Origin of the sequence: Mycobacterium kiyosense (assembly GCA_021654635.1) — a bacterium.
Lineage (GTDB): Bacteria > Actinomycetota > Actinomycetes > Mycobacteriales > Mycobacteriaceae > Mycobacterium > Mycobacterium kiyosense.
This window is the reverse complement of sequence record AP025179.1, coordinates 6,001,998-6,026,325: the sequence shown is the minus strand read 5'-3', so window position 1 is coordinate 6,026,325 and position 24,328 is coordinate 6,001,998. Positions and strand designations below refer to the sequence as shown.

Sequence of the window (24,328 nt, the reverse complement as noted above, 5' to 3'; positions counted from 1 at the left end):
TTGCACCGATAGGTGCGCAACAGCCGATCGTCCGTGCCGAGCCGCCCCAAGTATTCTGTGCTTACTCGATCGCACCCAGTGCGGCCAATCCGAACGAAAGAATTGACAGTGGCGCTCGTCGTGCAGAAGTACGGCGGATCCTCGGTGTCCGACGCCGACCGGATTCGCCGCGTTGCCGAGCGGATCGTGGAGACCAAGAAGCAGGGCAACGACGTCGTCGTGGTGGTCTCTGCGATGGGGGACACCACCGACGATCTGCTGGATCTCGCCCAGCAGGTGTGCCCGGTCCCGCCGCCGCGCGAACTCGACATGCTGCTGACCGCCGGCGAGCGCATCTCTAACGCTCTGGTCGCGATGGCGATCGAATCGCTGGGTGCCCACGCCCGCTCCTTCACCGGCTCGCAGGCCGGGGTCATCACCACCGGCACGCACGGCAACGCCAAGATCATCGAGGTCACGCCCGGCCGGCTGCAGGCCGCGCTTGCGGAGGGGTGCATCGTTCTGGTCGCCGGATTCCAGGGCGTCAGCCAGGACACCCGCGACGTCACCACGCTGGGCCGCGGCGGCTCGGACACCACCGCCGTCGCGCTGGCCTCGGCGCTGGGCGCGGATGTCTGCGAGATCTACACCGACGTCGACGGCATCTTCAGCGCCGACCCGCGCATCGTCCCCAACGCCCGCAAGCTGGACACCGTCACCTTCGAGGAAATGCTGGAGATGGCGGCCTGCGGCGCCAAGGTGCTGATGCTGCGCTGCGTCGAATACGCCCGCCGCTACGACCTTCCGGTGCACGTCCGGTCGTCGTACTCGGACAAATTAGGCACCGTCGTCGTCGGATCGATCAAGGACATACCCATGGAAGACCCCATCCTGACCGGAGTGGCCCACGACCGCAGCGAGGCCAAGGTGACCATCGTCGGCATCCCCGACATCCCCGGTTACGCCGCCAAGGTGTTCCGGGCCGTCGCCGACGCCGACGTCAACATCGACATGGTGTTGCAGAACGTCTCCAAGGTCGAGGACGGCAAGACCGACATCACCTTCACTTGCGCACGCGACAGCGGACCGACCGCCGTGGCCAAACTGGACTCGCTCAAAGAGGAGATCGGTTTCACCCAGCTGCTCTACGACGACCACATCGGCAAGGTGTCGCTGATCGGTGCCGGCATGCGCAGCCATCCTGGCGTCACCGCGACGTTCTGTGAGGCCCTGGCCGCGGTGGGCGTCAATATCGAGCTGATCTCCACTTCCGAGATCCGCATCTCGGTGCTCTGCCGGGACACGGAATTGGACAAGGCTGTGGTGGCGTTGCATGAGGCGTTCGGCCTCGGCGGTGAGGAGCAGGCCACGGTGTATGCGGGGACGGGGCGCTAATGGTCGCCATCGGTGTAGTGGGTGCCACCGGTCAGGTGGGCCAGGTGATGCGCACGCTGCTCGACGAACGCGACTTCCCGGCCTCGTCGGTGCGCTTTTTCGCCTCGGCCCGCTCGCAGGGTCGCAAGCTGCCGTTCCGCGGCCAGGAGATCGAGGTCGAGGACGCCGAGACGGCCGACCCGACAGGCCTGGACATCGCGTTGTTCTCCGCCGGCGGAGCGATGTCGAAGGTGCAGGCGCCGCGGTTCGCCGCTGCCGGGGTGACGGTGATCGACAACTCGTCGGCGTGGCGCAAGGATCCCGACGTGCCGCTGGTGGTCTCCGAGGTGAACTTCGAGCGCGACGCGCACAACCGACCCAAAGGCATCATCGCCAATCCGAACTGCACGACCATGGCCGCGATGCCGGTGCTCAAGGTGCTGCACGAGGAAGCCGGGCTGACCCGCTTCATCGCGTCTTCCTACCAGGCGGTTTCGGGTAGCGGCGTAGCCGGGGTGGAGGAGTTGGCGACCCAGGCGCGCGCGGTGATCGACGGAGCGGAACGTCTGGTGCACGACGGCAGCGCCGTCGACTTCCCGGCCCCCCGCAAATACGTCGCCCCGATCGCGTTCAACGTGGTGCCGCTGGCCGGGTCGTTGGTGGACGACGGCTCCGGCGAGACCGACGAGGACCAGAAGCTGCGTTCGGAGAGCCGCAAGATCCTGGGCATTCCCGACCTGCTGGTCAGCGGAACCTGCGTGCGGGTGCCGGTTTTCACCGGGCACTCGCTGTCCATCAACGCCGAGTTCGCCCGACCGATCTCGCCGGAGCGGGCGCGCGAGCTGCTCGACGGCGCCCCGGGTGTGAAGCTGGTCGACGTACCGACCCCGCTGGCCGCCGCGGGCATCGACGAATCGTTGGTCGGCCGCATCCGCCAGGACCCCGGGGTTCCCGACGGGCGTGGTCTGGCGCTGTTCATCTCGGGAGACAACCTGCGTAAAGGCGCCGCGTTGAACACGATCCAGATCGCGGAGCTGCTGGCTGCGCAGTTGTAGAACAATTCAGACGGTTTTCAAACGAATATCAAACCTTCTCGCCATCTTCCTCATAGGGTTAGGGCGTCGTGATCGGGCGCACGTGGGGAGGTCCAACTCGTGAACTTCTTGATTCTGCCGCCGGAGATCAACTCCTTGCGCCTGTTCACCGGTGCTGGATCGGCACCGATGTTGCAGGCCGCCGCGTCCTGGGCGGGTCTGGCCGAGGAATTGGACTCCGCCGCCCGATCTTTTTCGTCGGTGGTCTCCGGATTGAGCGGTCAGGCCTGGCAGGGCCCGGCGGCAGCGGCGATGTCCGCCGCCGCGGCGCCTTATGCGAGTTTCCTGACCGCCGCCTCGGCGCACGCGGGTTCGTTGGCCGGCCAGGCCGATGCGGTCGCCGGTGTGTTCGAGAGTGCCCGGGCGGCGATCGTGCATCCGCTGGAGATTGCAGCGAACCGAAATGCGTTGGTGCAGTTGGTCAGATCGAATTGGCTGGGGTTCAACGCGCCCGCAATCGCCACTGTCGAGGCGTTCTATGAGCAGATGTGGACCAGGGATGTCGCCGCGATGTTCGACTACTACACCGGTGTGTCCGCGGCCGCCGCGCAGTTGAGCCCGGCGCAGAGTGTGCTGCAGAACCTGTTGAGCGGTCTGCCCAACGTCGGGATCGGCAACAAGTCCGGCACCGGCAACCTGGGCAACGGCAACACCGGTAGCGCCAACATCGGCAGCGGGAACAAGGGCAGCGGCAACTTCGGCGGCGGAAATCTCGGCGATGCCAACGTCGGCAGCGGCAACATCGGCAGCGCCAACTTCGGCAGCGGAAATATCGGCTCGGGCAATATCGGTATGGGCAACAGTGGACCGTTGGGCGCCGGAGGGCCGTTATCGCCGATCCCGTCAAAGGGGAACAACAACGTCGGATTGGGCAACACCGGCAACAACAACCTCGGCATCGGCAATACCGGCAACGGTAATCAAGGGGCCGGTAACACCGGCAATAACAACATCGGTTTCGGGCTGACCGGGAACAACCTGATCGGAGTCGGCAGCGCGTACTACAACTCGGCAACAGGCCAGTTCGTCCTCGCCGGCTTGAATTCCGGCACCGGCAATATCGGCTTCGGGAATTCCGGTTCCAACAACATCGGGTTCTTCAACTCCGGCTCGGGCAACATCGGCATCTTCAACTCCGGTGTCGACACGTCCGGCGGATATGGGGTCCATACCGCGGGGATAGGTAACTCTGGCACCGCCAACATCGGCCTCGGGAACTCCGGAGCCGGCAGCTTCGGCTTCGGCAACGGCGGGAGTGTGAACACCGGCATCGGCAACGGCGGCAGTTTCAACACCGGCTTCGGCAATGGTGGCCCCACCAACACCGGGTTCAGCAATTCCGGCGGTGCAAATACCGGTAGCGGCAACTCCGGCAACATCAACACGGGATCGTGGAATTCGGGCGCGGTGAACACCGGATTCGGCGTCACCACAGACTCCGGTGAGACGGTGTCGGGCTACGGCAACAGTGGCTATTTCGTCTCCGGCTTCAACAATTCCATCAGCCCGGCTCCGAGCACCGGTGGCAGTTCTGGCTTCGGAAATTCGGTGGCGGGTGGTTCGGTGCACAGCGGATTCACGTCCGGTTTCTTCAACACCGGAATTTCTGAGCTGTTCTTGGGCCTGCCGATTGGTGATGCCAGCGGGTTCCTGTCGGGCTTGTTCAACAGCGGCACCGGGGTAGCGGGAATCCTCACCACCAACGTGGGCCGGCTGCCCTATTGAGCGGGCACGCGCTCATAGCTGCTACATAAGTTCTCCATAGCGATCACTACTGGTTGCCCCGCCATCATCTGTGTCATGAGCGAAATTTCTGACACCCCAACCACGCGGACCTCTACCGCGGTAGCAACGCCTCCGGCAACCGAAGTGCACGAGCACAGGACACCCAGGGTCTTCAAGGCCGCCGCCTGGGTCGCCATCGTCGCCGGCATCACCTTCGTCGTCTCGGTCATCTTCTTCACCGGTTTCCGGCTGGGGCTGATGGCTGGGCACGGCGGCGGCCACCACCACGGTCATCACCACAAGCACGCGATGATGCATCACGGCGGGTTCCCCGGCAGCGGATTCCGCGGCGGCGGCAGCCCCGAAGTGGGTCCGGGCGGACCCGGCGGCGCCGGCGGCCCGGGCGGGCCGGCCCAGGTGCCGTCGTCCGTCTCGCCTTCGGCCACTCCGTCCCCGGCTCCCGGCCGCTGATCAAACCTGTCACCGATAGCCCGGCGCTCACTCGAGCGCCGGGCTACATCAATTCATGGCAACTTTGCGGTAGCAGCCCTTTACCTCGTCGCGGCGCTGAGCAATGCTCGAAGACATGAGTGATGCAGCACCACCGCCAGCCGCGCCAGCTCCGCCTGCTTACGCCGAGCCCGTGCCCCCGCCTTACCGGGAAAAGCCCCCCCGGCTCTACGCGGCAGCGGCGTGGGTGGTGATCGTCGCCGGCACCATCTTCATCGTGTCGACCCTGTTCATGGTCGGTGCCGCACTTCTGTGGGGCGGAAGCTGCCACCACCGTCACTGGCATCACCATCACGGCTACTACGCACCTGAGGGCCCCGGCGGCCCCGGCTACCAGTACCGATTCCCAGGGCCGCCGCCTCCGGGCATGGGCCCGGGATTCCCGGGCGGACCGGGCGGACCGCCGAGTTCCGGGCCTGCTCAGTCGCCCACTTCCCCGAGCGCACCCCCGACCCCGCCGGGCCGCTGACTGCGCCGTTTCGGCGCGGGGTTGACGGGTAACCCAGTGATGTCGGCCGGATTCGGCGAGTTGCTCCGCGTCTGTCGTCAAATACCGTGCCGCTCTTGACCTTCCGTTAACACAGCCCAGTTAAAGGAGGTAGCGAGATGACGGAGCGCTACACCACCACCGATGCGGGCGCCCCCGCTCCCAGCGACGAGCAGTCGTTGACCATCGGGCCCGACGGGCCGATTCTGCTGCAGGATCACTACCTGATCGAGCAGATGGCGCAGTTCAACCGTGAGCGCATCCCGGAGCGTCAGCCGCACGCGAAGGGCGGCGGCGCGTTCGGTCAGTTCGAGGTGACCAACGACGTCAGCCAGTACACCCGGGCCGCGGTGTTCCAGCCGGGCACCAAGACCGAGATGCTCGCCAGGTTCTCGACGGTGGCCGGCGAGCGGGGCAGCCCAGACACCTGGCGCGACCCGCGCGGCTTCGCGCTGAAGTTCTACACCAGCGAGGGCAACTTCGACATGGTGGGCAACAACACCCCGGTGTTCTTCATCCGCGACCCGATGAAGTTCCAGCATTTCATCCGCTCCCAGAAGCGCCTGCAGGCCAGCAACGTTCGTGACCACACCATGCAGTGGGACTTCTGGACTCTGGTTCCGGAGTCGGCACATCAGGTGACGTGGCTGATGGGGGACCGTGGTATCCCCAAGAGTTGGCGGCACATGAACGGTTACAGCAGCCATACCTACAGCTGGATCAACGCGAGCGACGAGATCGTCTGGGTCAAGTATCACTTCATCACCGATCAGGGCATCGATTTTCTGACCCAGGACGAGGCCGACCGGCTGGCCGGGGAGGACGGCGACTACCACCAGCGGGACCTGTACGAGTCGATCGAGGCCGGCAATCACCCGTCCTGGACGCTGAAGGTCCAGATCATGCCGTTCGAGGACGCCAAGACCTATCGGTTCAACCCGTTCGACCTCACCAAGGTGTGGCCGCACGGTGACTATCCGCTAATCGACGTCGGCAAGATGACGCTGAACCGCAACGTCACCGACTATCACACCGAGATCGAGCAGGCTGCCTTCGAACCGAACAACATCGTGCCCGGGACCGGGTTGAGCCCCGACAAGATGCTGCTGGCGCGCGGGTTCTCCTACGCCGATGCGCACCGCGCCCGCCTCGGCACCAACTACAAGCAGATTCCGGTCAACACGCCGAAGGTGGAGGTGAACAGTTACTCCAAGGACGGCGCGATGCGGATGAAGAACGTGTCCGACCCGGTGTATGCGCCGAACTCCTTCGGCGGGCCGCACGCGGATCCGCGCCGTGCCGCCGAGGTGCGTTGGTTTGCCGACGGCGAGATGATCCGCTCGGCGTACACGCTGCGCGCCGAGGACGACGACTGGGGACAGGCGGGCACGCTGGTGCGCGAAGTGCTCGATGACGAAGCCCGGGATCGGTTGGCTACCAACATCATCGGCCATGTTTCCAAGGGCGTGAAGGAGCCGGTGCTATCGCGGGTGTTCGAGTACTGGCGCAACGTCGACCCCGATCTGGGCAAGAAGGTCGAGGAGGGGGTGCGGGCGAACCTCGGCTGATCCGCTGGGCCGCGCCGAGCCAGTAGACGGTCCGGAAATTGGGTACTTGTCTACCCCGTGCACCCAAACCGTACGGGAATATGTCGGACCCATCTGCAAGATGTAGTGATGGTGGTTATCGTTCCGATAGCTGCGCGCCCAGCGCCTAGCTGCCCCGGAGGGAGCGTGACATGACACGCATCGCCACCACCACCGCTGCGGCGCCGCAGCTGGAACTGATCGACACCGAGCTGACCGGCTCGGCGGCCGCCGCCCGGCACATCGCCGAAGGATGCTTGGTCGACGGTCCGGTGGGCAGGGTGGGCCTGGAACTCGAAGCGCACTGTTTCGACCCTGCCGATCCCCGCCGCCGGCCGGGTTGGGACGAGATCTCCGACGTCATCAAATGGCTGCGCCGGCTGCCCGGCGGTAGCAACATAACGGTGGAACCCGGTGGCGCGGTGGAACTTTCGGGTCCGCCCGCCGACGGTGTGCTGCCGGCTATCGCGGCCATGCGCACCGACCAGGCGGTGCTCGGCTCCGCATTCGCCGATGCCGGGCTCGGCTTGGTTTTCCTAGGCGCGGACCCGCTGCGGCCGCCCGCTCGGATCAACCCGGGCGCTCGCTACCGCGCCATGGAGCAGTTCTTCGCCGCCAGCCACAGCGGCGCAGCAGGTGCGGCGATGATGACCTCGACAGCATCGATCCAAGTGAACCTGGACGCCGGGCCGCGGGCGGGCTGGGCGGCCCGGGTGCGGCTGGCCCACGCTCTGGGGCCGACGATGGTCGCGATAGCCGCCAATTCGCCGATGTTGAGCGGCGAGTTCTCCGGGTGGCAGTCGACCCGTCAGCGGGTGTGGGGCCAGATGGATTCCGCGCGCTGCGGGCCGATCCTGGCCGTCAGTGGCGACGACCCCGGCACCGACTGGGCCCGGTACGCGTTGAAGGCCCCGGTGATGCTGGTGCACGCTCCCGACGCCGTGCCGGTGACGCATTACGTGGCGTTCACCGACTGGGTGGACGGCCTGGTGCAGCTCGGGGACCGCCGCCCCACCGTCGCGGACCTGGAGTATCACCTGACCACGCTGTTCCCGCCGGTCCGGCCGCGGCAGTGGCTGGAGGTCCGCTATCTGGACAGCGTGCCCGAGGCCATCTGGCCCGCGCTGGTGTTCATGCTGACCACCCTGCTCGACGACCCCGTCGCCGCCGACCTGGCGGCCGAGGCGGTCGAGCCGGTCGCCACGGCCTGGGACACCGCGGCCCGGCTTGGTTTGCGTGATCGCCGGTTGTGGGCGGCCGCCAACCGGTGTGTGGCGATCGCGGCTGAGCGGGCGCCCGAGTCGCTGGCAGACGGGATGCAGCGGTTGATCGCCGGTGTCGAAGCCGGCCGCTGCCCGGCGGATGACTTCGCCGACCGGGTGGTGGCGCACGGCATCGCCGCAACGGTTGCCCGGGCAGCGGTAGGGGAGCTGTGATCGCACGGCAGCGGCTTGCCGACGACCTGGAGCGGGCGCGCGACCGCACCTTGCGGTTGGTTGATTTCAGCGACGACGAACTGCGGCGGCAGTACGACCCGTTGATGAGTCCCCTGGTGTGGGATCTGGCGCACATCGGTCAGCAGGAGGAGCTGTGGCTGTTGCGGGGCGGCAATCCGGATCGGCCCGGGATGCTGCCCCCGCAGGTGGAAGGGCTGTACGACGCGTTCGTGCACTCGCGCGCCAGCCGGGTGCAGCTGCCACTGCTGTCCCCGGCCCAGGCGAGGTCGTACTGCCGCACCGTTCGTTCGGCCGCTCTCGAGGCCCTGGACGCGTTACCGGCCGATGCCGACGATTTTCAGTTCGGCCTGGTGGTGAGCCACGAGAATCAGCACGGCGAAACAATGTTGCAGGCCCTCAACCTGCGCACGGGCCCACCGCTGCTGCGGGACACCGCCGGCCTGCCGCCCGGTCGACCCGGGATCCAGGGCACTTCGGTGCTGGTACCGGGCGGCCCCTTTGTGCTGGGTGTGGACCTCGCCGACGAGCCGTACTCGCTGGACAACGAACGCCCCGCGCACGTCGTCGACGTTCCGGCGTTCCGGATCGGCCGGGTGCCGGTCACCAACGCTGAATGGCGCGAGTTCGTCGACGACGGCGGCTACGCGCAGCCGCGCTGGTGGACCAGCCGCGGCTGGCAGCACCGGGAGCAGGCTGGCCTGACTGCCCCGCAGTTCTGGAACGCCGGCACCCGGACCCGGTTCGGTCACGTCGAGGACATTCCCGCCGACGAGCCGGTGCAGCATGTCAGCTACTTCGAGGCACAGGCCTACGCGTCCTGGGCCGGTGCCCGGTTGCCCACCGAGATCGAATGGGAGAAGGCGTGCGCCTGGGATCCGGCGACCGGCTCCCGCCGCCGCTACCCGTGGGGCACCGACGAGCCGTCCGCCGACCGCGCCAACCTGGGTGGTACGGCACTGCGCCCGGCCCCGGTCGGCGCGTACCCCTGCGGGGCGTCGGCGTACGGGGCCGAGCAGATGCTGGGCGACGTCTGGGAGTGGACCAGCTCGCCGTTGCGGCCGTGGCCCGGATTCGTGCCGATGATCTACGAACGCTATTCGCAGCCGTTCTTCGACGGCGACTACCGGGTGTTGCGGGGCGGATCGTGGGCGGTGGAGGCGGCCATTCTGCGGCCCAGCTTTCGCAACTGGGATCACCCGTACCGTCGTCAGATCTTTTCCGGTGTGCGCCTTGCGTGGTCGGTCTGATGTGCCGGCACCTGGGCTGGCTGGGCGCGCGGGTCGCAGTTTCCTCGCTGGTGCTCGATCCGTCGCAGGGGCTGCGGGTGCAGTCGTACGCGCCGCGCCGGCAGAAGCACGGCTTGATGAACGCCGACGGCTGGGGTGTGGGCTTCTTCGATCCGGTGTCCGACGGTGGCACACCACGTCGCTGGCGCAGCGCGGCCCCGCTGTGGGGTGACAGCTCATTCGACTCGATTGCCCCTGCGCTGCACAGTCATTGCGTGGTGGCGGCGGTGCGGTCCGCGACCGTCGGGATGCCGCTCGAGGCCAGCGCGACCGCACCGTTCACCGACGGGCGCTGGCTGTTGTCGCACAACGGTGTCGTCGACCGCGCCGTGCTGCCGTTGACCAGAGAGGCCGAGTCCGTTTGTGACAGCGCGGTTTTGGCGGCAACGATTTTCGCCGCGGGGCTGGACGCACTGGGCGAGACCGTGCTGGCCATCGGCGCCGACGACCCGCAGGCAAGGCTGAACATCCTGGCGGCCAACGGTTCTCGACTGCTCGCCACTACCTGGGGCGACACTTTGTTCATCCTGCGCCGCGACGACGGGGTGGTGCTGGCCAGCGAGCCCTACGACGACGACCCCGCCTGGGCCGACGTCCCGGATCGCCACCTGGTGCACGTCGACGACGGGGGCGTGACGATGACGCCGCTGGACCGAAAGCCGAAAGGATCCTGATGACGCTGACACTGTCGAATCACCTCGCCGAAGACGCCGCCCTGCACGCGTTACGGCGGGATGTGTTCGTCGGTCTGCAGCAGACCCCGAAATCGTTGCCGCCCAAGTGGTTTTACGACGACGCCGGCAGCGACCTGTTCGACCAGATCACCCGGTTGCCGGAGTACTACCCGACGCGCACCGAGGCCGCCATACTGCGAGCCCGTTCCGCCGAGATCGCGGCGGCCAGCCGGGCCGACACCCTGGTCGAGTTGGGTAGCGGCACCTCGGAGAAGACCCGGCTGCTGCTCGACGCGCTGCGCGACCGCGGGGCGCTGCGCGGATTCGTGCCGTTCGACGTCGACGCCGGCGTGTTGGCCGCGGCCGCGGCGGCCATTCAGCGCGAATACCCCGGCATCGAAATCCGGGCTGTCTGTGGCGATTTCGAGGAACACCTGGCCGAGATTCCCGGCGCCGGGCGCCGGCTGTTCGTGTTCCTGGGCTCCACCATAGGCAATCTGACTCCCGGCCCGCGTGCGGAGTTCCTGTCAACGCTGTCGGACGTGATGCGACCGGGGGACAGCCTGCTGCTGGGCACCGACCTGGTCAAGGACGCCGAACGGTTGGTCCGGGCCTACGACGACGCCGCCGGTGTGACGGCACGGTTCAACCGCAACGTGCTGGCGGTGATCAACCGCCAACTCGACGGCGACTTCGACGTCGACGCCTACCAGCATGTGGCCCGGTGGAACGCCGTGGAGGAACGCATCGAGATGTGGTTGCGCTCGGTTCGCGCTCAGCGGGTGCGGGTCGCTGCGCTCGATTTGACCGTCGACTTCGAGGCCGGCGAGGAGATGCTGACCGAGGTGTCCTGCAAGTTCCGGCCGGACGCGGTCCGCGCCGAACTGGCCGAGGTGGGTCTGCAGGCGACCCGGTGGTGGACCGACGAAGCCGGGGACTTCGGTCTTTCGCTGGCTGCGAAATGAGTGCGCCGCTGGCCGAGCGATGGCGGGATGCTCGACCGCAGTTCGCCGGCCTGCACCTGGACAACGCGGCCTGCTCGAGGCAGAGCTTCGCCGCGCTGGATGCGGCGGCCCGGCACGCCGTGCACGAAGCGGAGGTTGGCGGCTACGTGGCTGCCGAGGCGGCCGCGTCGGTCCTGGATGCGGGCTGTGCCGCGGTGGCATCCCTGTGCGGCCTGCCGGACGCCACCGTCGTGTTCACCACCGGATCGTTGCATGCGCTGGATCTGTTGCTGGGCAGTTGGCCGGCCGACCGGCGGACGCTGGCCTGCCTACCCGGTGAGTACGGTCCCAACCTGACCGTGATGGGCGCGCACGGGTTCGAGGTGCGCCGGCTGCCGACACTCGGTGACGGCCGGCTGGCGCTCGACGACGCCGCGCTGCAGTTGCAGGAGAATCCGCCCGACCTGGTGCATTTGACGCCGGTGGCCAGTCATCGTGGCACCGTGCAACCGTTGGCGATGGTGGCGGAGCTGTGCCGCGAGATCGGCGTGCCGCTGGTGGTGGACGCCGCCCAGGCGTTGGGTCAGATCGATTGCGCGGTGGGCGCCGACGTCACCTATTCGTCCTCGCGTAAGTGGCTCGCCGGGCCCCGCGGGGTGGGGGTGTTGGTGGGGCGGGTCGAGCTGATGGCGGGGCTGACGCCGCGGTTGCCGGTGCCGTTCGGCTTCGGTGAAGCCAATGTCGCTGCGCGAGTGGGGTTTTCGGTGGCAGTAGGGGAGTATCTGGCGGGCGGCCCGGAGTCGGTGCAGGCTCGGCTGGCCGAGTTGGGTGCGCTGGCGCGCCGGCTGCTGGCCGATGTGCCGGGCTGGGCGGTGGTCGAGGAGGTCGAAGAGCCTAGCGCTATAACAACTTTGGCGCCGCTAAACGGCGCGGATCCCGACGGGGTGCGGTCCTGGTTGCTGGCCGAACGCGGCATTCTGACCACTTTCGCCGGAATACCGCGGGCGCCGCTCGAGTTGACTGCGCCCGTGCTGCGCATCTCTCCGCACGTCGATACCACCGCCGCGGATTTGGAGATGTTCGCCGAAGCGCTGATCGAAGCGACAGCGGCCACCGTCGCTAATTGACGAAACCGTCACCCGGTTTGGAGCACAGGTTCCGTACGGAAAGTTTTAAAAACCGCTTCTAACTACTGTCATATTGGGCGTGTGTGGAGTAACTTTTCGCTCGGTACGGATTGGAGTGGAGGGACGGGCGCCTCACGCTCCACCTCCTTGTCGTATTGGCAGGACGCCAGGACTCCGGTGGAAGGTGCTCGATGAACTTCTCAGTGTTGCCACCCGAAATCAACTCGCTGCGCCTGTTCACCGGCGCCGGGGCCGGCCCGCTGTTGGAGGCCGCGTCGGCCTGGGATGGCCTTGCCGCCGAATTGTCCACTGCCGCTGAATCATTCACGTCGGTGACGTCGGGTCTGGCGGGTCAGGCCTGGCAGGGGCCGGCGTCCGCGGCGATGGCGTCGGCGGCGCTACCGTACGCGGGGTGGCTGAGCGCGGCGGCCACCCAGGCCTCCGGCGCGGCAGCCCAGGCCAAAGCGGTGGTCAGTGTTTTCGAGTCGGCGGTGGCCGCGACGGTGCATCCACTGGCCGTGGCGGCCAACCGTTCGGGTTTCGTGCAATTGGTCCTCTCCAACCTGTTCGGGCAGAACGCGCCTGCCATTGCGGCGGCCGAAGCCGCCTACGAGTCGATGTGGGCGCAGGATGTGGCCGCGATGTTCGGCTATCACGCCGGCGCGTCGGCCGCGGTCGCCGCATTGGCGCCGTTCACCCAGTCGCTGCAGGGTCTGGTGGGGGGTATCGCCACTCAACTGTCCGCCGCGCCGGCTGCGGTCGCAGCATTGCCGGCCGCGGCTGAGTCGCTGCAGACAAGCTTCGGCTGGGCGAACTTCGGCGGGTTCGACCTCGGCTTGGGCAACCTCGGCAACGGCAACATCGGCAACGGAAACCTCGGCCAGTCCAACTTCGGTAGCGCCAACTTGGGTAGCTGGAACGTCGGCTCCGGCAACTTGGGCACGTCCAACATCGGCTACGGGAACTTCGGTTCCGGTAACAAGGGCTTCGGCAACAACGGCAACTTCAATATCGGCTTCGGCCTCTCCGGCAACAACTTGGTGGGTCTGGGTAATGCCTACTACGACACGTCGACCGGCCAGTTCCACTTCAATGCCTTTAATTCCGGTACCGGCAATATCGGCTTCGGCAACTCCGGCACCAACAACATCGGCTTCTTCAATTCAGGAAACGGGAACGTCGGTCTCTTCAATTCGGGAAGCTTCAACACCGGCATCGGTAACTCAGGCCTGGCCAACACCGGATTTATCAGCTCGGGCAGCATCAATACCGGAGCGTTCAACGCCGGCATCGGCAATACCGGGACCTACAACACCGGCAATTACAACAGCGGCGACTTCAACCCGGGATCGTACAACACCGGTAGCTTCAATATCGGTAACACCAACACCGGCTATTCCAACTGGGGCGATTACAACACCGGTGCGTTCAACACCGGTGAACAGAACAACGGGTTCTTCTGGACTGGCGTGCGGCAGGGCGGGGTCTATGTCGCCGTCACCACGCCCGATATCACTCTGCCTGCGATCCACCTCTCCCCAATCCAGCTGGGGGCTTTCGATCTGCCCCAGGTCCATGTCCCGCCTATCGGCATCGGGCCGTTCACGTCGCCTCAAGGCTTGCTTACGGCGTTCAACCTGCCGCAGATCACCGTCCCGCCGATCAGCATCGGTGCGTTCACGTCGCCGCAGGGCTTGCTCACGGCGTTCAACCTGCCGCAGATCACCATTCCACCGATCAACATCGGTGCGTTTACCTCTCCGGTGAACGCCGCATTGAGCGCGTTCAACCTACCCGCGATCACCATCCCCTCGATTACCATCCCGGCGTACACGACGCCGGCGCATGTGAATATCGGCAGCTTCGGGCTGCCGTCGATCGGTATTCCGTCGATCACGGTTCCGGCCTACACCTCGCCGGCGAACATCAACATCGGCGCCTTCGGGCTGCCGTCGATCGGTATTCCGTCGATCACGATTCCGGCCTATACGACGCCGGCGAATGTGAATATCGGCAGCTTCGGGCTGCCGTCGATCGGTATTCCGTCGATCACCGTTCCGGCCTACACCTCGCCGGCAGGAATTCACGTCGGTGGGTTCAACCTGCCGGCGATCACCACGCCGACCATCGCGATTCCGGGCATTCAATTACCGGAGATCATCATCCCGCCGATTCAAACGCCTCTGGTCACTATCACCGGGTGGAGCCTGCCGACGATAACTGTTCCAGGGTTCAATATTCCGTCGATCTCGATCAGTCCGTTCAGCACTGCTGGTGGTCAAACGCTGCTCAGCCTCGACACCGGAAACTTCCTGGCCCCGAACTACGACATCAAGCTCCAGTCGTTCAGTTTCTCCACGGGCATCGGCGGAGGCTCCATCGGCGCGTTCAACTTCCCGAGCATCGGTATCGGGGCGATGACGTTGCCGACCATCAACATCAGCAACAATGGCGGCAACTACATCATCCCGTCCATCGGGCTGTCCGGCTTCAACATCCCGTCGATCACCATCAATCCGATCAGCCTGAGCGGTTTCGATCTGCCTCAGGTCGGCTGGCCGCAGTTCTCGACTCCGGCGCTGACCATCCCGCCGATCCAGCTCGGCACGTTCAACCTGCCGCAGGTCGGCTGGCCGCAGTTCTCGACTCCGGCGCTGACCATCCCGCCGATCCAACTCGGCTCGTTCAACCTGCCGCAGGTCGGCTGGCCGCAGTTCTCGACTCCGGCGCTGACCATCCCGCCGATCCAACTCGGCTCGTTCGATCTGCCGCAGATCAGCTGGCCGCAGTTCCAGACACCGTCGGTAACCATCCCGCCGATCGGCATCGGGCAGTTCAGCCTGCCGCAGTTCACTTCGTCCCCGTTCTCGCTGCCGCAGATCGGCATTCCGCCCATCGCGCTCGGCCAGTTCACCCTGCCGCAGCTGCTTACCCAGGCGTTCTCGCTGCCGCAGATCGGGATCCCGCCCATCGCGCTCGGCCAGTTCACCCTGCCGCAGCTCATTACCCAGGCGTTCCAGTTGCCGGACATCGTGGTGCCGCCCATTGGAGTTGGCGCCTTCAACCTGCCTGACATCTACATCCCGCCCATCCACATCTCCAGCCAGAAGCTCTTCGAGTTCGAGATTCCGCCGGCTCCGGGCTTCGGTAACACGACCGACAGCATCGTCACCAGCTCTGGCTTCTTCAACACTGGGAGTGGCAACGTCTCCGGCTTCTTCAACAACGGCTCCAATGTCTCGGGCATCTTCACAGGTAACCCGTTGGGCCTTGCCGGAGTGTCGGGCTACAACGTTTTCGGCGAGAATTCCTCAGGCATAACGGTCTTGGGCGGCGCGGTTTCGGGCCTGAACAACATCGGCTTCTTGGGGGCCGCCGTGGCCAACTTTGTCTCAGGGCTGGACAACATCGGTTCCGATCTCGCCGGGATTCTGCTGCAGAACTACTGAGCCGAGTTGGCCGTCTGAATTCAGCTGAGCCGCTGAGTATCCCAGGTGTGGACCGGCTCGTTGGCGTGCATGTGCTCGCAGTAGCGGCGCAGCATCTCGGCCAGCGCCCGCGGCCGGGTCATCCCGCCGTCTTCCAGCGCAGCGACGGTGGACACCTGCCAGCTCGCTCCGTTGCGTCCGGTCTTGGCCCGTCCCTCGATCACACCGAGGAAGCGATCGCGCACCTCCGCGTCGACACCCCACCGCCGAAGTCCTTCCTGGGCCATCGGCAGCAGAACGTCCAACACGAGTTCGCGGGCGCCGACCTCCCCGACACCCGGCCAACTCAGCCGGGCTTCGATGCCGCGCCGGGCGGCCTCCAGGAAATTATGTTGTGCCGCAGCGAAACTGAGTTGCGACCAGACCGGTTGCGCGGCCTCGGACATGGTTCGCAGCGCACCATAGTAGAACGCCGAATTCGCAAGCATGTCAACCACGCTCGGGCCCGCAGGCAGGACGCGGTTTTCCAGCCGAAGGTGCGGCCGGCCCCCCACCACGTCATACACCGGCCGGTTCCACCGGTAGACGGTGCCGTTGTGCAGTCGCAGCTCCGACAGTCGCGGGCATCGCCCGGCACTCAGTTCGGCGACCGGATCCTCGTCGGAAAGCTCGGGCAGCAACGGCGGGAAGTAGCGGATGTTCTCCTTGTACAAATCGGTGACCGAGGTGATCCAGCGTTCGCCGAACCACACCCGCGGCCGCACGCCCTGGGTTTTCAGCTCTTCGGGCCGGGTATCGGTGGATTGCGCGAACAGTTCGATGCGAGTCTCCGACCAGAGCCGATGCCCGAAGAAGTACGGCGAGTTGGCGCCCAGCGCGAGCTGAGGACCGGCCAGCACCTGGGCGGCGTTCCAGTTTGCGGCGAAGTCGTCCGGGGCCAGCTGCAGGTGCAATTGCGTGCTGGTGCAAGCGGATTCGGGTGCAATCGAGGCCGCCCGCCAGCTCAGCGGTTCCGGTCCGGCGATGTTGATCGGGATGTCCTCGCCGCGCGCGCTGAAAATCGACTCGTTGAGGGCGGTGTAACGTCTGGATTCGCTCATCCAGTTGTCGTGCAGGTGCTGGGGCATCAGCGTAGGCAGGATCCCGATCATCACGATGTGCGAGCCGCCGGCGTTGGCCTTGGTCTCGGCGTCGTTGAGGCTGGCCCGGACCTCGGCTTCCAGATCCAGCCCGGTGTGTCCCCGCAGCACCCGCGGTGGGACATTGAATTCGATGTTGTAGGCGCCTAATTCGCTTTGGTAGGCCGGGTCGGAGATCGCGTCCAGCACGATCCGGTTCGACATCGCGGGCTGGTAGGCGGCATCCACCAGATTGCACTCGATCTCCATGCCGGTGAGCGGGTGCTCGAAATCGAAGGGGGTCCGGGCGAGCATCGTCTCGAAGACATCCAGACACAGTTGCACCTTGCGCCGGTATGCCCGCCGATGCTCGCGGCCATACGTGGTGCGTTTGATCTCCTCGCCCACACCGCCGATGCAACAGGTTTACCGGTCGCTGCGCAACCGGCCGGGTCCGCGGGTGGCGATCACGATCTGTGGTAGCGGGCGATGCGTGCTGTTGAACACTTTTCCGCCGCGCAGTGTGACATCGATCGCTGGGTCCGCGTGCCGAGCCAGCGCCAGCAGCGCCGACGGGCTGTAGGACCGCAGCGAGCTGATCACGCCGTCGTGCGGCATCGGGAACATCATCAGCGGCAGCATGTGCGCCAACCGCACGATATGCAGGATCGGCGACGGCCGGGGCAGATCGATGATTACCAATTTGTCCGCGACGCGGGTCCCTTCGGCAAACACCCGGGACGCCCGCCCCGGCGGCAGGTGATGGAACGACAAGGCAAAGACCGCGAGGTCGTAACTGCCGTCGGGCGCGTCGATGGCGGTGGCGTCCATGGTGCGGACGGTGGCGCGCGGATGCGAGCCCAGGTCCCCGGCGGCGATCGCGGCCACCAGCGAGGGATCGACATCGGTGATGGTCAGTTGCGTCTCGGGGTGCATTGCCAGCAACGTCCGCGACAACGCGCCGTGACCGGAGCCGAGTTCGAGGATCCGCGGCGCCGCAACGTCGCGGACTTCGTCGAGCACGATTCGTGCGACGGTCTTGTGCAGGCCGAACAGTCGTCCCACCCGGTCCAGTGAGCGGATCGCGGCGCGCTTCTTGCGGTCCACGTCGTCGCGGTCGATGTACTCCAGCCGATCGGTCTCCAGCCGCCGGTCCAGCCACGACGCGCCGGGTCCCCCGCGTGGCATCCGCTCGATGTCACCCTCGATGTCTATGGCCACATGAGCAATCATGGACGATTACATGCAGCGCCGCCCGCCAGCCCCTAGGAGACTTTCGTTGGCCGAGTCCGCCGACTTCATCGCAGCCATCGATCAGGGCACCACCAGCACCCGCTGCATGATCTTCGATCACGACGGCGCCGAGGTGGCGCGCCACCAGCTCGAGCACGACCAGATCCTGCCCCGCGCCGGCTGGGTCGAACACAACCCGGTCGAGATCTGGGAACGCACCGTCTCGGTGTTGATGACGGTATTGAACTCGTCCGGTATCACCGCGAAAGACATTGCAGCACTGGGTATTACAAATCAGCGCGAGACAACGTTGGTGTGGAATCGCAAGACCGGCCGGCCCTACTACAACGCGATCGTGTGGCAGGACACCCGCACCGACCGCATCGCCACCGCGCTGGACCGCGACGGACGCGGTGCGGTGATCCGCCGCAAGGCGGGGCTGCCGCCGGCGACCTACTTCTCGGCCGGGAAGTTGCAGTGGATTTTGGAGAACGTCGACGGCGTGCGCGAGGCCGCGCAACGTGGCGAGGCGTTGTTCGGCACCGCGGACAGTTGGGTGCTGTGGAACCTGACCGGCGGCCCACGGGGCGGCGTGCATGCCACCGACGTCACCAACGCCAGCCGGACCATGCTGATGAACCTGGAGACGCTGGATTGGGACGACGAACTGCTGTTGCTGTTCGATATCCCGCGCGAGATGCTGCCGACGATCGGGCCGTCGTCTCCGCTGCAGCCGTTCGGTGTCACCGCGGACACCGGTCCGATCGGTGGCGAGGTGCCCATCGCGGGTGTTCTCGGCGATCAGCATGCGGCGATGGTCGGGCAGGTGTGTCTGGAGTCCGGTGAGGCCAAGAACACCTACGGCACCGGCAATTTCCTGCTGCTGAACACCGGCGAGACGATCGTGCGATCCGAGAACGGGTTGTTGACCACTGTCTGCTATCAGTTCGGCGACGCCAAACCCGTTTACGCGCTTGAGGGTTCGATCGCGGTGACCGGATCGGCGGTGCAGTGGCTGCGTGACCAGCTGGGCATCATCAGCGGCGCAGCGCAGAGCGAGTCCCTGGCACGGCAGGTCGCCGACAACGGTGGGGTGTATTTCGTGCCGGCGTTCTCCGGCCTGTTCGCGCCGTATTGGAGATCCGATGCGCGCGGCGCGATCGTCGGCCTGTCGCGGTTCAACACCAACGCGCATCTGGCCCGCGCGACGCTGGAGGCGATCTGCTACCAGAGCCGCGACGTGGTGGACGCCATGGCGGCCGATTCCGGTGTGCGCCTTGAGATCTTGAAGGTCGACGGCGGCATCACCGCCAATGACCTGTGCATGCAGATCCAGTCCGACGTGCTGGGGGTGGACGTGGTGCGTCCGGTGGTTGCCGAGACGACCGCGCTGGGCGCCGCGTACGCGGCTGGCCTGGCGGTCGGCTTCTGGAGTGGTCCGCAGGAGTTGCGCGCCAACTGGCGAGAGGACCGGCGCTGGACGCCCAACTGGGACGACGAGCAACGCGCCGAGGGGTACGCCGGCTGGCGCAAAGCGGTGCAGCGGACCCTGAACTGGGTCGACGTGTCCTGAGTTCGTCGTGGTCCAGGGTCCGCTGTTCGCTGCGGGACTCAGTCCTCGCCGAGGATTCCGTAGATCTCGCGGCGGGCGTTGTTGAGCACGTCGACGATGCGCTGCTGCTGCTCGGTGCTTGCCGCCTGAGCCGACTGCCCGACGGCTCCGAACAGCTGGCGCGCGGCGGTGCGCAGGTTGAGGTGCGCCGGGTCCACGCCTTCGGCGATCTCGTCCCACGGCGGTGTCTCGACCTTTTCCGCGGCGGCGCGGCCCTCGTCGGTGAGCTCGAAAAGCTTCTTGCTGCCGTCGGTTTCGTTGGCGGTGATCAGTCCCTCGTCGTCGAGCAGTTGCAGCGTCGGGTACACCGAGCCGGGGCTGGGCTTCCAGATTCCGTTGCTGCGTTCGGCGATCTGCTGGATCATCTCGTAACCGTGCATGGGCCGTTCGGCGAGCAGCACCAGGATCGCCGCGCGTACGTCGCCCCGGCGACCGCGGCCACCGCGGCGCCCGCCGCCACGCGGGCCGCCGAAGCCAGGACGGCCGAAGCCGAAGCCGGGGCCGCCGAAGCCGGGACCGAAACCGGGGCCGCCGAAGCCGGGTCCGAAGGGCCCGTCGTGGCCGCCGGCGTTTTCCCGGAGGTTTTCGATGAATTCCCGCCGGGCCTGTCGTCGGGCGCCGTGAAATGCGCGGCGCTGCGCGGGGCCGGCACCGAAGCCGAATCCTGGTGTGCCGAACGGTCCGGAGGGAGGAGTGAATGGGGTGTTCATGTTGGTAGTCCTTCTAAGTTGCGCGGAGGCGCGGGAGGCGACTCCGATGTGTTGGTGACTATCACGATATATCGTAAACTAACGCGATGCAACATCGCAGGTGGTGCTGCATCGTCGCGGTTTGTCGTGTTCGGCGCGACTCGGGGTTGCGTGATGAAGTTGTGGCGTTGAGCGGGTAGCTGCCGCGTTGGGTGGGGCGGCCAGGGGATTTATGGAGTCTTCTCGCCCGGGGTTCACGGCCGACGCGCTCACTTCACACCCGAGGCCGAGTTTGCATCCCCCCGCAATGGGTAGCACCTGACCCATGACTGGGAACAATCGCGATCTGGCGACGCAGCGCGGTCCCAGCCGCGGCACCGATCCGGCCGGCGGGGACGCCGGCAAGGCCCGCACCCGGGTCAACTGGGTGTTGGCCCTACTCACGGTGCCTGCTGCCGCCATAGTGATGCTGTTCGCGCTGGGGGCGGTGATGAGCACCGATTCCTGCACTGAGAGCCGCTGCCCGCATCTGGGTGCCGGGTTGAACTTCGACGCCGCTTTCTACGGGCCACCCTTGGTGGCGTTGCTGGTGATCGTCGCCTCGGTGTTCACTGCCAAACGGCGCGCAGGAGTAGTGGTGCCGCTCGGCGGATTGGCGCTGTTGGTCGCCGACGTCGCCTATCTTGCGGTCAGCGTGGCGCAGTTCTAGCTTCGCGTAGGTTCAGCTCGGCGCGGCGAACCCGCCGCCGTCCGGTTCGGTAGGCGGCGCCTGCGGCTCGGGCCGGGGGGGCGGTGGCCTGCGGCTGCGGCGCGAATTGCGGCCCCCCGAATTGCTGCGGCGCGAATTGCTGTGGCGCGAATTGCTGTGGCGCGAATTGTGGCCCCGCGACCGGTTGCATCCGGGCCAGCTCGCGCCGGTGCCGTTCGGCCAGAACCGCGGCCAGCACCAGCTGGGGCGGCACGCCGGGTGGGGGCGGCGGCGCGATGCACGAAACCACGTCGGCGGCGATCCGATACGCCATCCGCGCCCGCAGCTGTGGATCGAGTTGCATTGCGCGAGAAAGGAATTGACGCGCAACCTCGGCTTGACCGGCACTGAGCCCGGACAGCTGCTGCAACGACGCCGCCCAGCCCGCGAGCTGGGGCGGCATCATGGGCGGCGGCGCCAGCCGTGGACCCCGTTCGCTGACCACCACGGTGCCGGCGAACAAGTCACCGACCCGCTTTCCCTTCGACGAGAACAAGCTGCAGATGACCGCAGGGCTGCCGAGCAGCACCCAGATCTCGACCACCGCGGCGAGCGCCCGGAACAGCGCCTGCCGGAACCGCTCCGGGCCGCCGTCGTCGGAAACGACGCGCAGCCCCAACGCCATCTTGCCCAGCGAACGGCCCCGGGTCAGGGTCTCGATGATGACCGGATAGCCGACCATGGCCAGCACCGTGAAGATGATGATGAACGCCACGATCCAGGCCTCGTCCAGCTGCGACATCGCGGCTGCGGCCAGCATCAAGCCGACGAAGTAGACGAAAGCCACCACGAGGATGTCGAGGATCGCGCTCAGTGCGCGCACCGGCAGCTGTGCGATCTGGACGTCGAGTACCACGGCGTCCCCGGTCACCACCTCCGACATAACACGGAACGCTACAGGCTTCGTCGGTCGGCCTGCGGCCGTCGATGGGTAGGCTGCCCAGGGTGGACGTCGACGCGTTCTTGCTGACCCACCAGGGCACCTGGAACCGGCTCGACCAGTTGATCAAGCGTCGCCGTTCGCTGACCGGCGCTGAGATCGACGAACTCGTCGAGCTCTACCAAAGGGTTTCCACGCACCTTTCCATTCTGCGGTCGGTGTCCTCGGACTCCGTGGTGACCGGTCGACTGTCCAGCCTGGTCGCCCGCGCCCGGTCCGCGGTCACGGGCGCCCACGCTCCGATGAGCAGTACGTTCGTTCGGTTCTGGACGGTGTCGTTTCCGGTGGTGGCCTACCGTTCCTGGCGTTGGTGGCTGGCCAGCGCGGTGGGGTTCTTCGTCGTCGCCATCGTGATGGGCTGGTGGGTGGCTGCAAGCCCGGAGGTGCAGTCCGTGGTCGGGACGCCGGCCGAGATCAACGAACTGATCAACCACGACGTCGAGTCCTACTACAGCGACCACCCCGCCGCGGCGTTCGCCCTGCAGGTCTGGGTGAACAACTCCTGGGTGGCCGCCAAGTGCATCGCGATGTCGGTCGTGTTGGGTCTCCCGATCCCGTTCATCATCTTCGAGAACGCCGCGAATGTCGGGGTGATCGCCGGCCTGATGTTCCCGGCCGGCAAGGGCGGACTGTTGCTGGGTCTGCTGCTTCCGCACGGGTTGCTCGAGCTCACGGCCGTGTTCCTGGCCGCCGGGGCCGGGATGCGGCTGGGCTGGTCGGTGATCTCGCCGGGGGATCGGCCGCGCGGACAGGTGCTCGCCGAGCAGGGACGCGGGATCGTCTCGGTGGCCGTCGGACTGGTGGGAGTGCTGCTGGTGTCCGGCCTGATCGAGGCATTAGTGACGCCGTCGCCGCTGCCGACGTTCGTGCGCATCGGTATCGGCGCGCTGGCCGAGCTGGCGTTTCTGTCCTACGTGGTTTATTTCGGCCGCCGCGGTGTGGCCGCCGGAGAGACGGGGGACATCGAGGACGCTCCCGACGTCGTCCCCACCGGTTAGAGCTGCCCGGTGGCCTTCATGGCCAGATAGCGGTCCGCCAGTCCGGGAGCGATCTCCGCCGGCGGCGCGTCGACCACTTCCACCCCGTTGCGGCGCAGCCTGGAGGCGATGGCCCGCCGTTCGTTGCGGGACCGTTCGGCCGCCGCCGCGTCATACACCGCGGCGGCGTCGGAACGCCCGGCCGCCAACTGGTCGACGCGAGGGTCGGCGACCGCGGCGACCAGCACATGGTGCCTGGCCGACAGTTGCGGCAGCACCGGCAACAACCCCTCGTCGAGGGCGGTCGCGTTCAGGTCGGTCAGCAGCACCACCAGCGACCGCCGACGGGTCCTGCGCAATATGGTGGCAACCATTGCCCGCCAATCGGATTCGATGAGGGCGGGTTGCAGCGGAGCCATCGCGTCGACCAGCTGAGCCAGTAGTTCGGTGCGCGACGCGCCGAACACCGCGGCTCGGCTGACTCGGTCGTGGGCCAGGAAGTCGACATGGTCGCCGGCGCGAGATGCCAACGCCGCCAACAGGAGTGCGGCGTCCATTGCCCAGTCCAATCGGGGCCAGCCGGCCGGATCGCCCGCGGTCGGGTCGACCCCCACCCGTCCCGCCGCCATCCGGCCGGTGTCGAGCACGATGACGACGCGGCGGTCCCGCTCCGGCCGCCAGGTGCGGACCATCACGTCGGTGCGCCGGGCGCTGGCCCGCCAATCGATGGAGCGGACGTCGTCGCCGACGACATACTCACGCAGCGAGTCGAATTCGGTTCCCTGCCCACGGATCAGGGTGGGTAGCAGTCCGTCGATCTCGCGCAATCTGGCCAGGCGCGCGGGCAGATGCTTGCGGGACAGGAACGGCGGTAGTACCCGGACGTGGCCCGGCGCCGGCTGCGAGCTCTGCCGTCCGGCCAGGCCGAGCGGTCCGATCGACCGTGCCGTCACCACCGTCGCACGCTGGTCGCCGCGACGAACGGGACGCAGTTCGGTACTCACCTGCTGATGCTGGCCCGCCGCGATCGAGAGTCGGTGCACCCGCGGGTTCGCCCGCGCGCTGGGCGGCCACGCGTCGCGAACCACACCGCGAAAACGGCGGCTGCCGTCGTTGTGGATCAACAGGCCGGCTTGTGCCGGTTGGCCGAGCCGGACCGAACTGTTCGGTGATCGGTGGTAGCGCAGGCGGCGGGGGCTGGCCGCCAGCAGCACATCGAACAGCACCACGAGGGCCAGCACCGCCAACAGGACAGCGAAAGCCGTTGCCGGCCAAGGCGCTACAGCGATCGGCAAGATGCAGATCAGCGCCAGCAGGCCGGTGCGCCCGGTCAGGATCAT

Annotated in this window: 19 protein-coding genes and 1 pseudogene; 15 read left to right on the top strand and 5 right to left on the bottom strand. The window is 66.7% G+C overall.

Annotation, left to right across the window (positions count from 1 at the left end; genetic code table 11):
• The first annotated feature begins 108 nt into the window (after positions 1-108).
• The 12 genes from L6444_RS28475 (at position 109) to L6444_RS28420 (ending at position 15,692) form a co-directional block, all read left to right on the top strand.
• Positions 109-1,374, top strand: a complete 1,266-nt coding sequence (locus tag L6444_RS28475; protein WP_236978756.1) for an aspartate kinase — start codon at positions 109-111, stop codon at positions 1,372-1,374.
• A complete protein-coding gene (locus L6444_RS28470; RefSeq protein ID WP_236978754.1) occupies positions 1,374-2,408 on the top strand; it encodes an aspartate-semialdehyde dehydrogenase in 1,035 nt (344 codons plus the stop codon). The genes L6444_RS28475 and L6444_RS28470 overlap by 1 nt, the downstream gene beginning before the upstream one ends.
• Before the next feature lie 99 nt (positions 2,409-2,507).
• Positions 2,508-4,172, top strand: coding sequence for a PPE family protein (locus tag L6444_RS28465; protein WP_236978749.1), 1,665 nt, complete (start codon positions 2,508-2,510; stop codon positions 4,170-4,172).
• 75 nt (positions 4,173-4,247) lie between these two features.
• Positions 4,248-4,643, top strand: a complete 396-nt coding sequence (locus L6444_RS28460; RefSeq protein ID WP_236978746.1) for a hypothetical protein — start codon at positions 4,248-4,250, stop codon at positions 4,641-4,643.
• 103 nt (positions 4,644-4,746) lie between these two features.
• Positions 4,747-5,151 carry a hypothetical protein gene (locus tag L6444_RS28455; protein ID WP_459561265.1) on the top strand — a complete coding sequence of 135 codons (405 nt, stop codon included), beginning with the start codon at positions 4,747-4,749 and terminating at the stop codon, positions 5,149-5,151.
• Positions 5,152-5,288: 137 nt separating this feature from the next.
• Positions 5,289-6,737, top strand: a complete 1,449-nt coding sequence (locus L6444_RS28450; protein WP_236978744.1) for a catalase — start codon at positions 5,289-5,291, stop codon at positions 6,735-6,737.
• A gap of 170 nt (positions 6,738-6,907) precedes the next feature.
• Positions 6,908-8,191 (top strand): ergothioneine biosynthesis glutamate--cysteine ligase EgtA, encoded by a 1,284-nt coding sequence (gene egtA / locus L6444_RS28445; protein WP_236978743.1) that lies wholly within the window; start codon positions 6,908-6,910, stop codon positions 8,189-8,191.
• Entirely contained in the window at positions 8,188-9,459 is a 1,272-nt protein-coding gene (egtB, locus tag L6444_RS28440) for an ergothioneine biosynthesis protein EgtB (RefSeq protein ID WP_236978741.1), read from the top strand. Before egtA ends, egtB begins: the two co-directional genes overlap by 4 nt.
• On the top strand, positions 9,459-10,172 hold the full coding sequence (egtC, locus tag L6444_RS28435; RefSeq protein ID WP_236984476.1) for an ergothioneine biosynthesis protein EgtC: 714 nt from the start codon (positions 9,459-9,461) through the stop codon (positions 10,170-10,172). The genes egtB and egtC overlap by 1 nt, the downstream gene beginning before the upstream one ends.
• Positions 10,172-11,137, top strand: a complete 966-nt coding sequence (gene egtD, locus L6444_RS28430) for an L-histidine N(alpha)-methyltransferase (protein WP_236978740.1) — start codon at positions 10,172-10,174, stop codon at positions 11,135-11,137. Before egtC ends, egtD begins: the two co-directional genes overlap by 1 nt.
• On the top strand, positions 11,134-12,243 hold the full coding sequence (gene egtE / locus L6444_RS28425) for an ergothioneine biosynthesis PLP-dependent enzyme EgtE (RefSeq protein ID WP_236978739.1): 1,110 nt from the start codon (positions 11,134-11,136) through the stop codon (positions 12,241-12,243). Before egtD ends, egtE begins: the two co-directional genes overlap by 4 nt.
• Positions 12,244-12,434: 191 nt before the next feature.
• Positions 12,435-15,692 carry a PPE family protein gene (locus L6444_RS28420; RefSeq protein WP_236978738.1) on the top strand — a complete coding sequence of 1,086 codons (3,258 nt, stop codon included), beginning with the start codon at positions 12,435-12,437 and terminating at the stop codon, positions 15,690-15,692.
• A 20-nt stretch (positions 15,693-15,712) separates the two neighbouring features.
• Here L6444_RS28420 and L6444_RS28415 read toward each other — a convergent pair whose 3' ends face one another.
• Together L6444_RS28415 and L6444_RS28410 are read right to left on the bottom strand one after the other, a co-directional pair.
• Entirely contained in the window at positions 15,713-17,197 is a 1,485-nt protein-coding gene (locus L6444_RS28415) for a glutamate--cysteine ligase (protein WP_236978736.1), read from the bottom strand.
• An 18-nt stretch (positions 17,198-17,215) separates the two neighbouring features.
• Positions 17,216-18,022, bottom strand: a complete 807-nt coding sequence (locus L6444_RS28410; RefSeq protein ID WP_236978735.1) for a class I SAM-dependent methyltransferase — start codon at positions 18,020-18,022, stop codon at positions 17,216-17,218.
• Between the two features lie 10 nt (positions 18,023-18,032).
• Here L6444_RS28410 and glpK point away from each other — a divergent pair, with 10 nt between their 5' ends.
• Positions 18,033-19,595: a glycerol kinase GlpK gene (gene glpK / locus L6444_RS28405; protein WP_236984474.1), complete on the top strand. Its 1,563-nt coding sequence runs from the start codon at positions 18,033-18,035 to the stop codon at positions 19,593-19,595.
• Between the two features lie 38 nt (positions 19,596-19,633).
• Here glpK and L6444_RS28400 read toward each other — a convergent pair whose 3' ends face one another.
• Positions 19,634-20,344: a PadR family transcriptional regulator gene (locus L6444_RS28400; protein WP_236978734.1), complete on the bottom strand. Its 711-nt coding sequence runs from the start codon at positions 20,342-20,344 to the stop codon at positions 19,634-19,636.
• Positions 20,345-20,648: 304 nt separating this feature from the next.
• On the opposite strand from L6444_RS28400, the gene L6444_RS28395 reads away from it, so the two are divergent.
• On the top strand, positions 20,649-21,032 hold the full coding sequence (locus L6444_RS28395) for a hypothetical protein (RefSeq protein WP_236978731.1): 384 nt from the start codon (positions 20,649-20,651) through the stop codon (positions 21,030-21,032).
• Positions 21,033-21,044: 12 nt separating this feature from the next.
• Here L6444_RS28395 and L6444_RS28390 read toward each other — a convergent pair.
• Positions 21,045-21,954: pseudogene (locus L6444_RS28390) on the bottom strand (RDD family protein).
• Positions 21,955-22,016: 62 nt separating this feature from the next.
• On the opposite strand from L6444_RS28390, the gene L6444_RS28385 reads away from it, so the two are divergent.
• Positions 22,017-23,009 (top strand): stage II sporulation protein M, encoded by a 993-nt coding sequence (locus L6444_RS28385; protein ID WP_236978727.1) that lies wholly within the window; start codon positions 22,017-22,019, stop codon positions 23,007-23,009.
• Here the strand turns inward: L6444_RS28385 and L6444_RS28380 are convergent.
• The gene (locus tag L6444_RS28380; protein ID WP_236978726.1) at positions 23,006-24,328 is read right to left on the bottom strand and encodes a DUF58 domain-containing protein; all 1,323 of its coding nucleotides are present in this window, start codon (positions 24,326-24,328) and stop codon (positions 23,006-23,008) included. The two genes, L6444_RS28385 and L6444_RS28380, sit on opposite strands and share 4 nt — an antisense overlap.

Excerpts from the sequence above, each read along its gene's own strand:
- L6444_RS28395 (WP_236978731.1), top strand. The coding sequence starts at position 20,649 with ATGACTGGGAACAATCGCGATCTGGCGACGCAGCGCGGTCCCAGCCGC.
- egtD (WP_236978740.1), top strand. The coding sequence starts at position 10,172 with ATGACGCTGACACTGTCGAATCACCTCGCCGAAGACGCCGCCCTGCAC.
- L6444_RS28450 (WP_236978744.1), top strand. The coding sequence starts at position 5,289 with ATGACGGAGCGCTACACCACCACCGATGCGGGCGCCCCCGCTCCCAGC.
- egtE (WP_236978739.1), top strand. The coding sequence starts at position 11,134 with ATGAGTGCGCCGCTGGCCGAGCGATGGCGGGATGCTCGACCGCAGTTC.
- L6444_RS28455 (WP_459561265.1), top strand. The coding sequence starts at position 4,747 with ATGCTCGAAGACATGAGTGATGCAGCACCACCGCCAGCCGCGCCAGCT.
- L6444_RS28420 (WP_236978738.1), top strand. The coding sequence starts at position 12,435 with ATGAACTTCTCAGTGTTGCCACCCGAAATCAACTCGCTGCGCCTGTTC.
- L6444_RS28470 (WP_236978754.1), top strand. The coding sequence starts at position 1,374 with ATGGTCGCCATCGGTGTAGTGGGTGCCACCGGTCAGGTGGGCCAGGTG.
- egtC (WP_236984476.1), top strand. The coding sequence starts at position 9,459 with ATGTGCCGGCACCTGGGCTGGCTGGGCGCGCGGGTCGCAGTTTCCTCG.
- L6444_RS28380 (WP_236978726.1), bottom strand. The coding sequence starts at position 24,328 with ATGATCCTGACCGGGCGCACCGGCCTGCTGGCGCTGATCTGCATCTTG.
- L6444_RS28460 (WP_236978746.1), top strand. The coding sequence starts at position 4,248 with ATGAGCGAAATTTCTGACACCCCAACCACGCGGACCTCTACCGCGGTA.
- egtA (WP_236978743.1), top strand. The coding sequence starts at position 6,908 with ATGACACGCATCGCCACCACCACCGCTGCGGCGCCGCAGCTGGAACTG.
- L6444_RS28410 (WP_236978735.1), bottom strand. The coding sequence starts at position 18,022 with ATGATTGCTCATGTGGCCATAGACATCGAGGGTGACATCGAGCGGATG.
- glpK (WP_236984474.1), top strand. The coding sequence starts at position 18,033 with ATGCAGCGCCGCCCGCCAGCCCCTAGGAGACTTTCGTTGGCCGAGTCC.
- L6444_RS28400 (WP_236978734.1), bottom strand. The coding sequence starts at position 20,344 with ATGAACACCCCATTCACTCCTCCCTCCGGACCGTTCGGCACACCAGGA.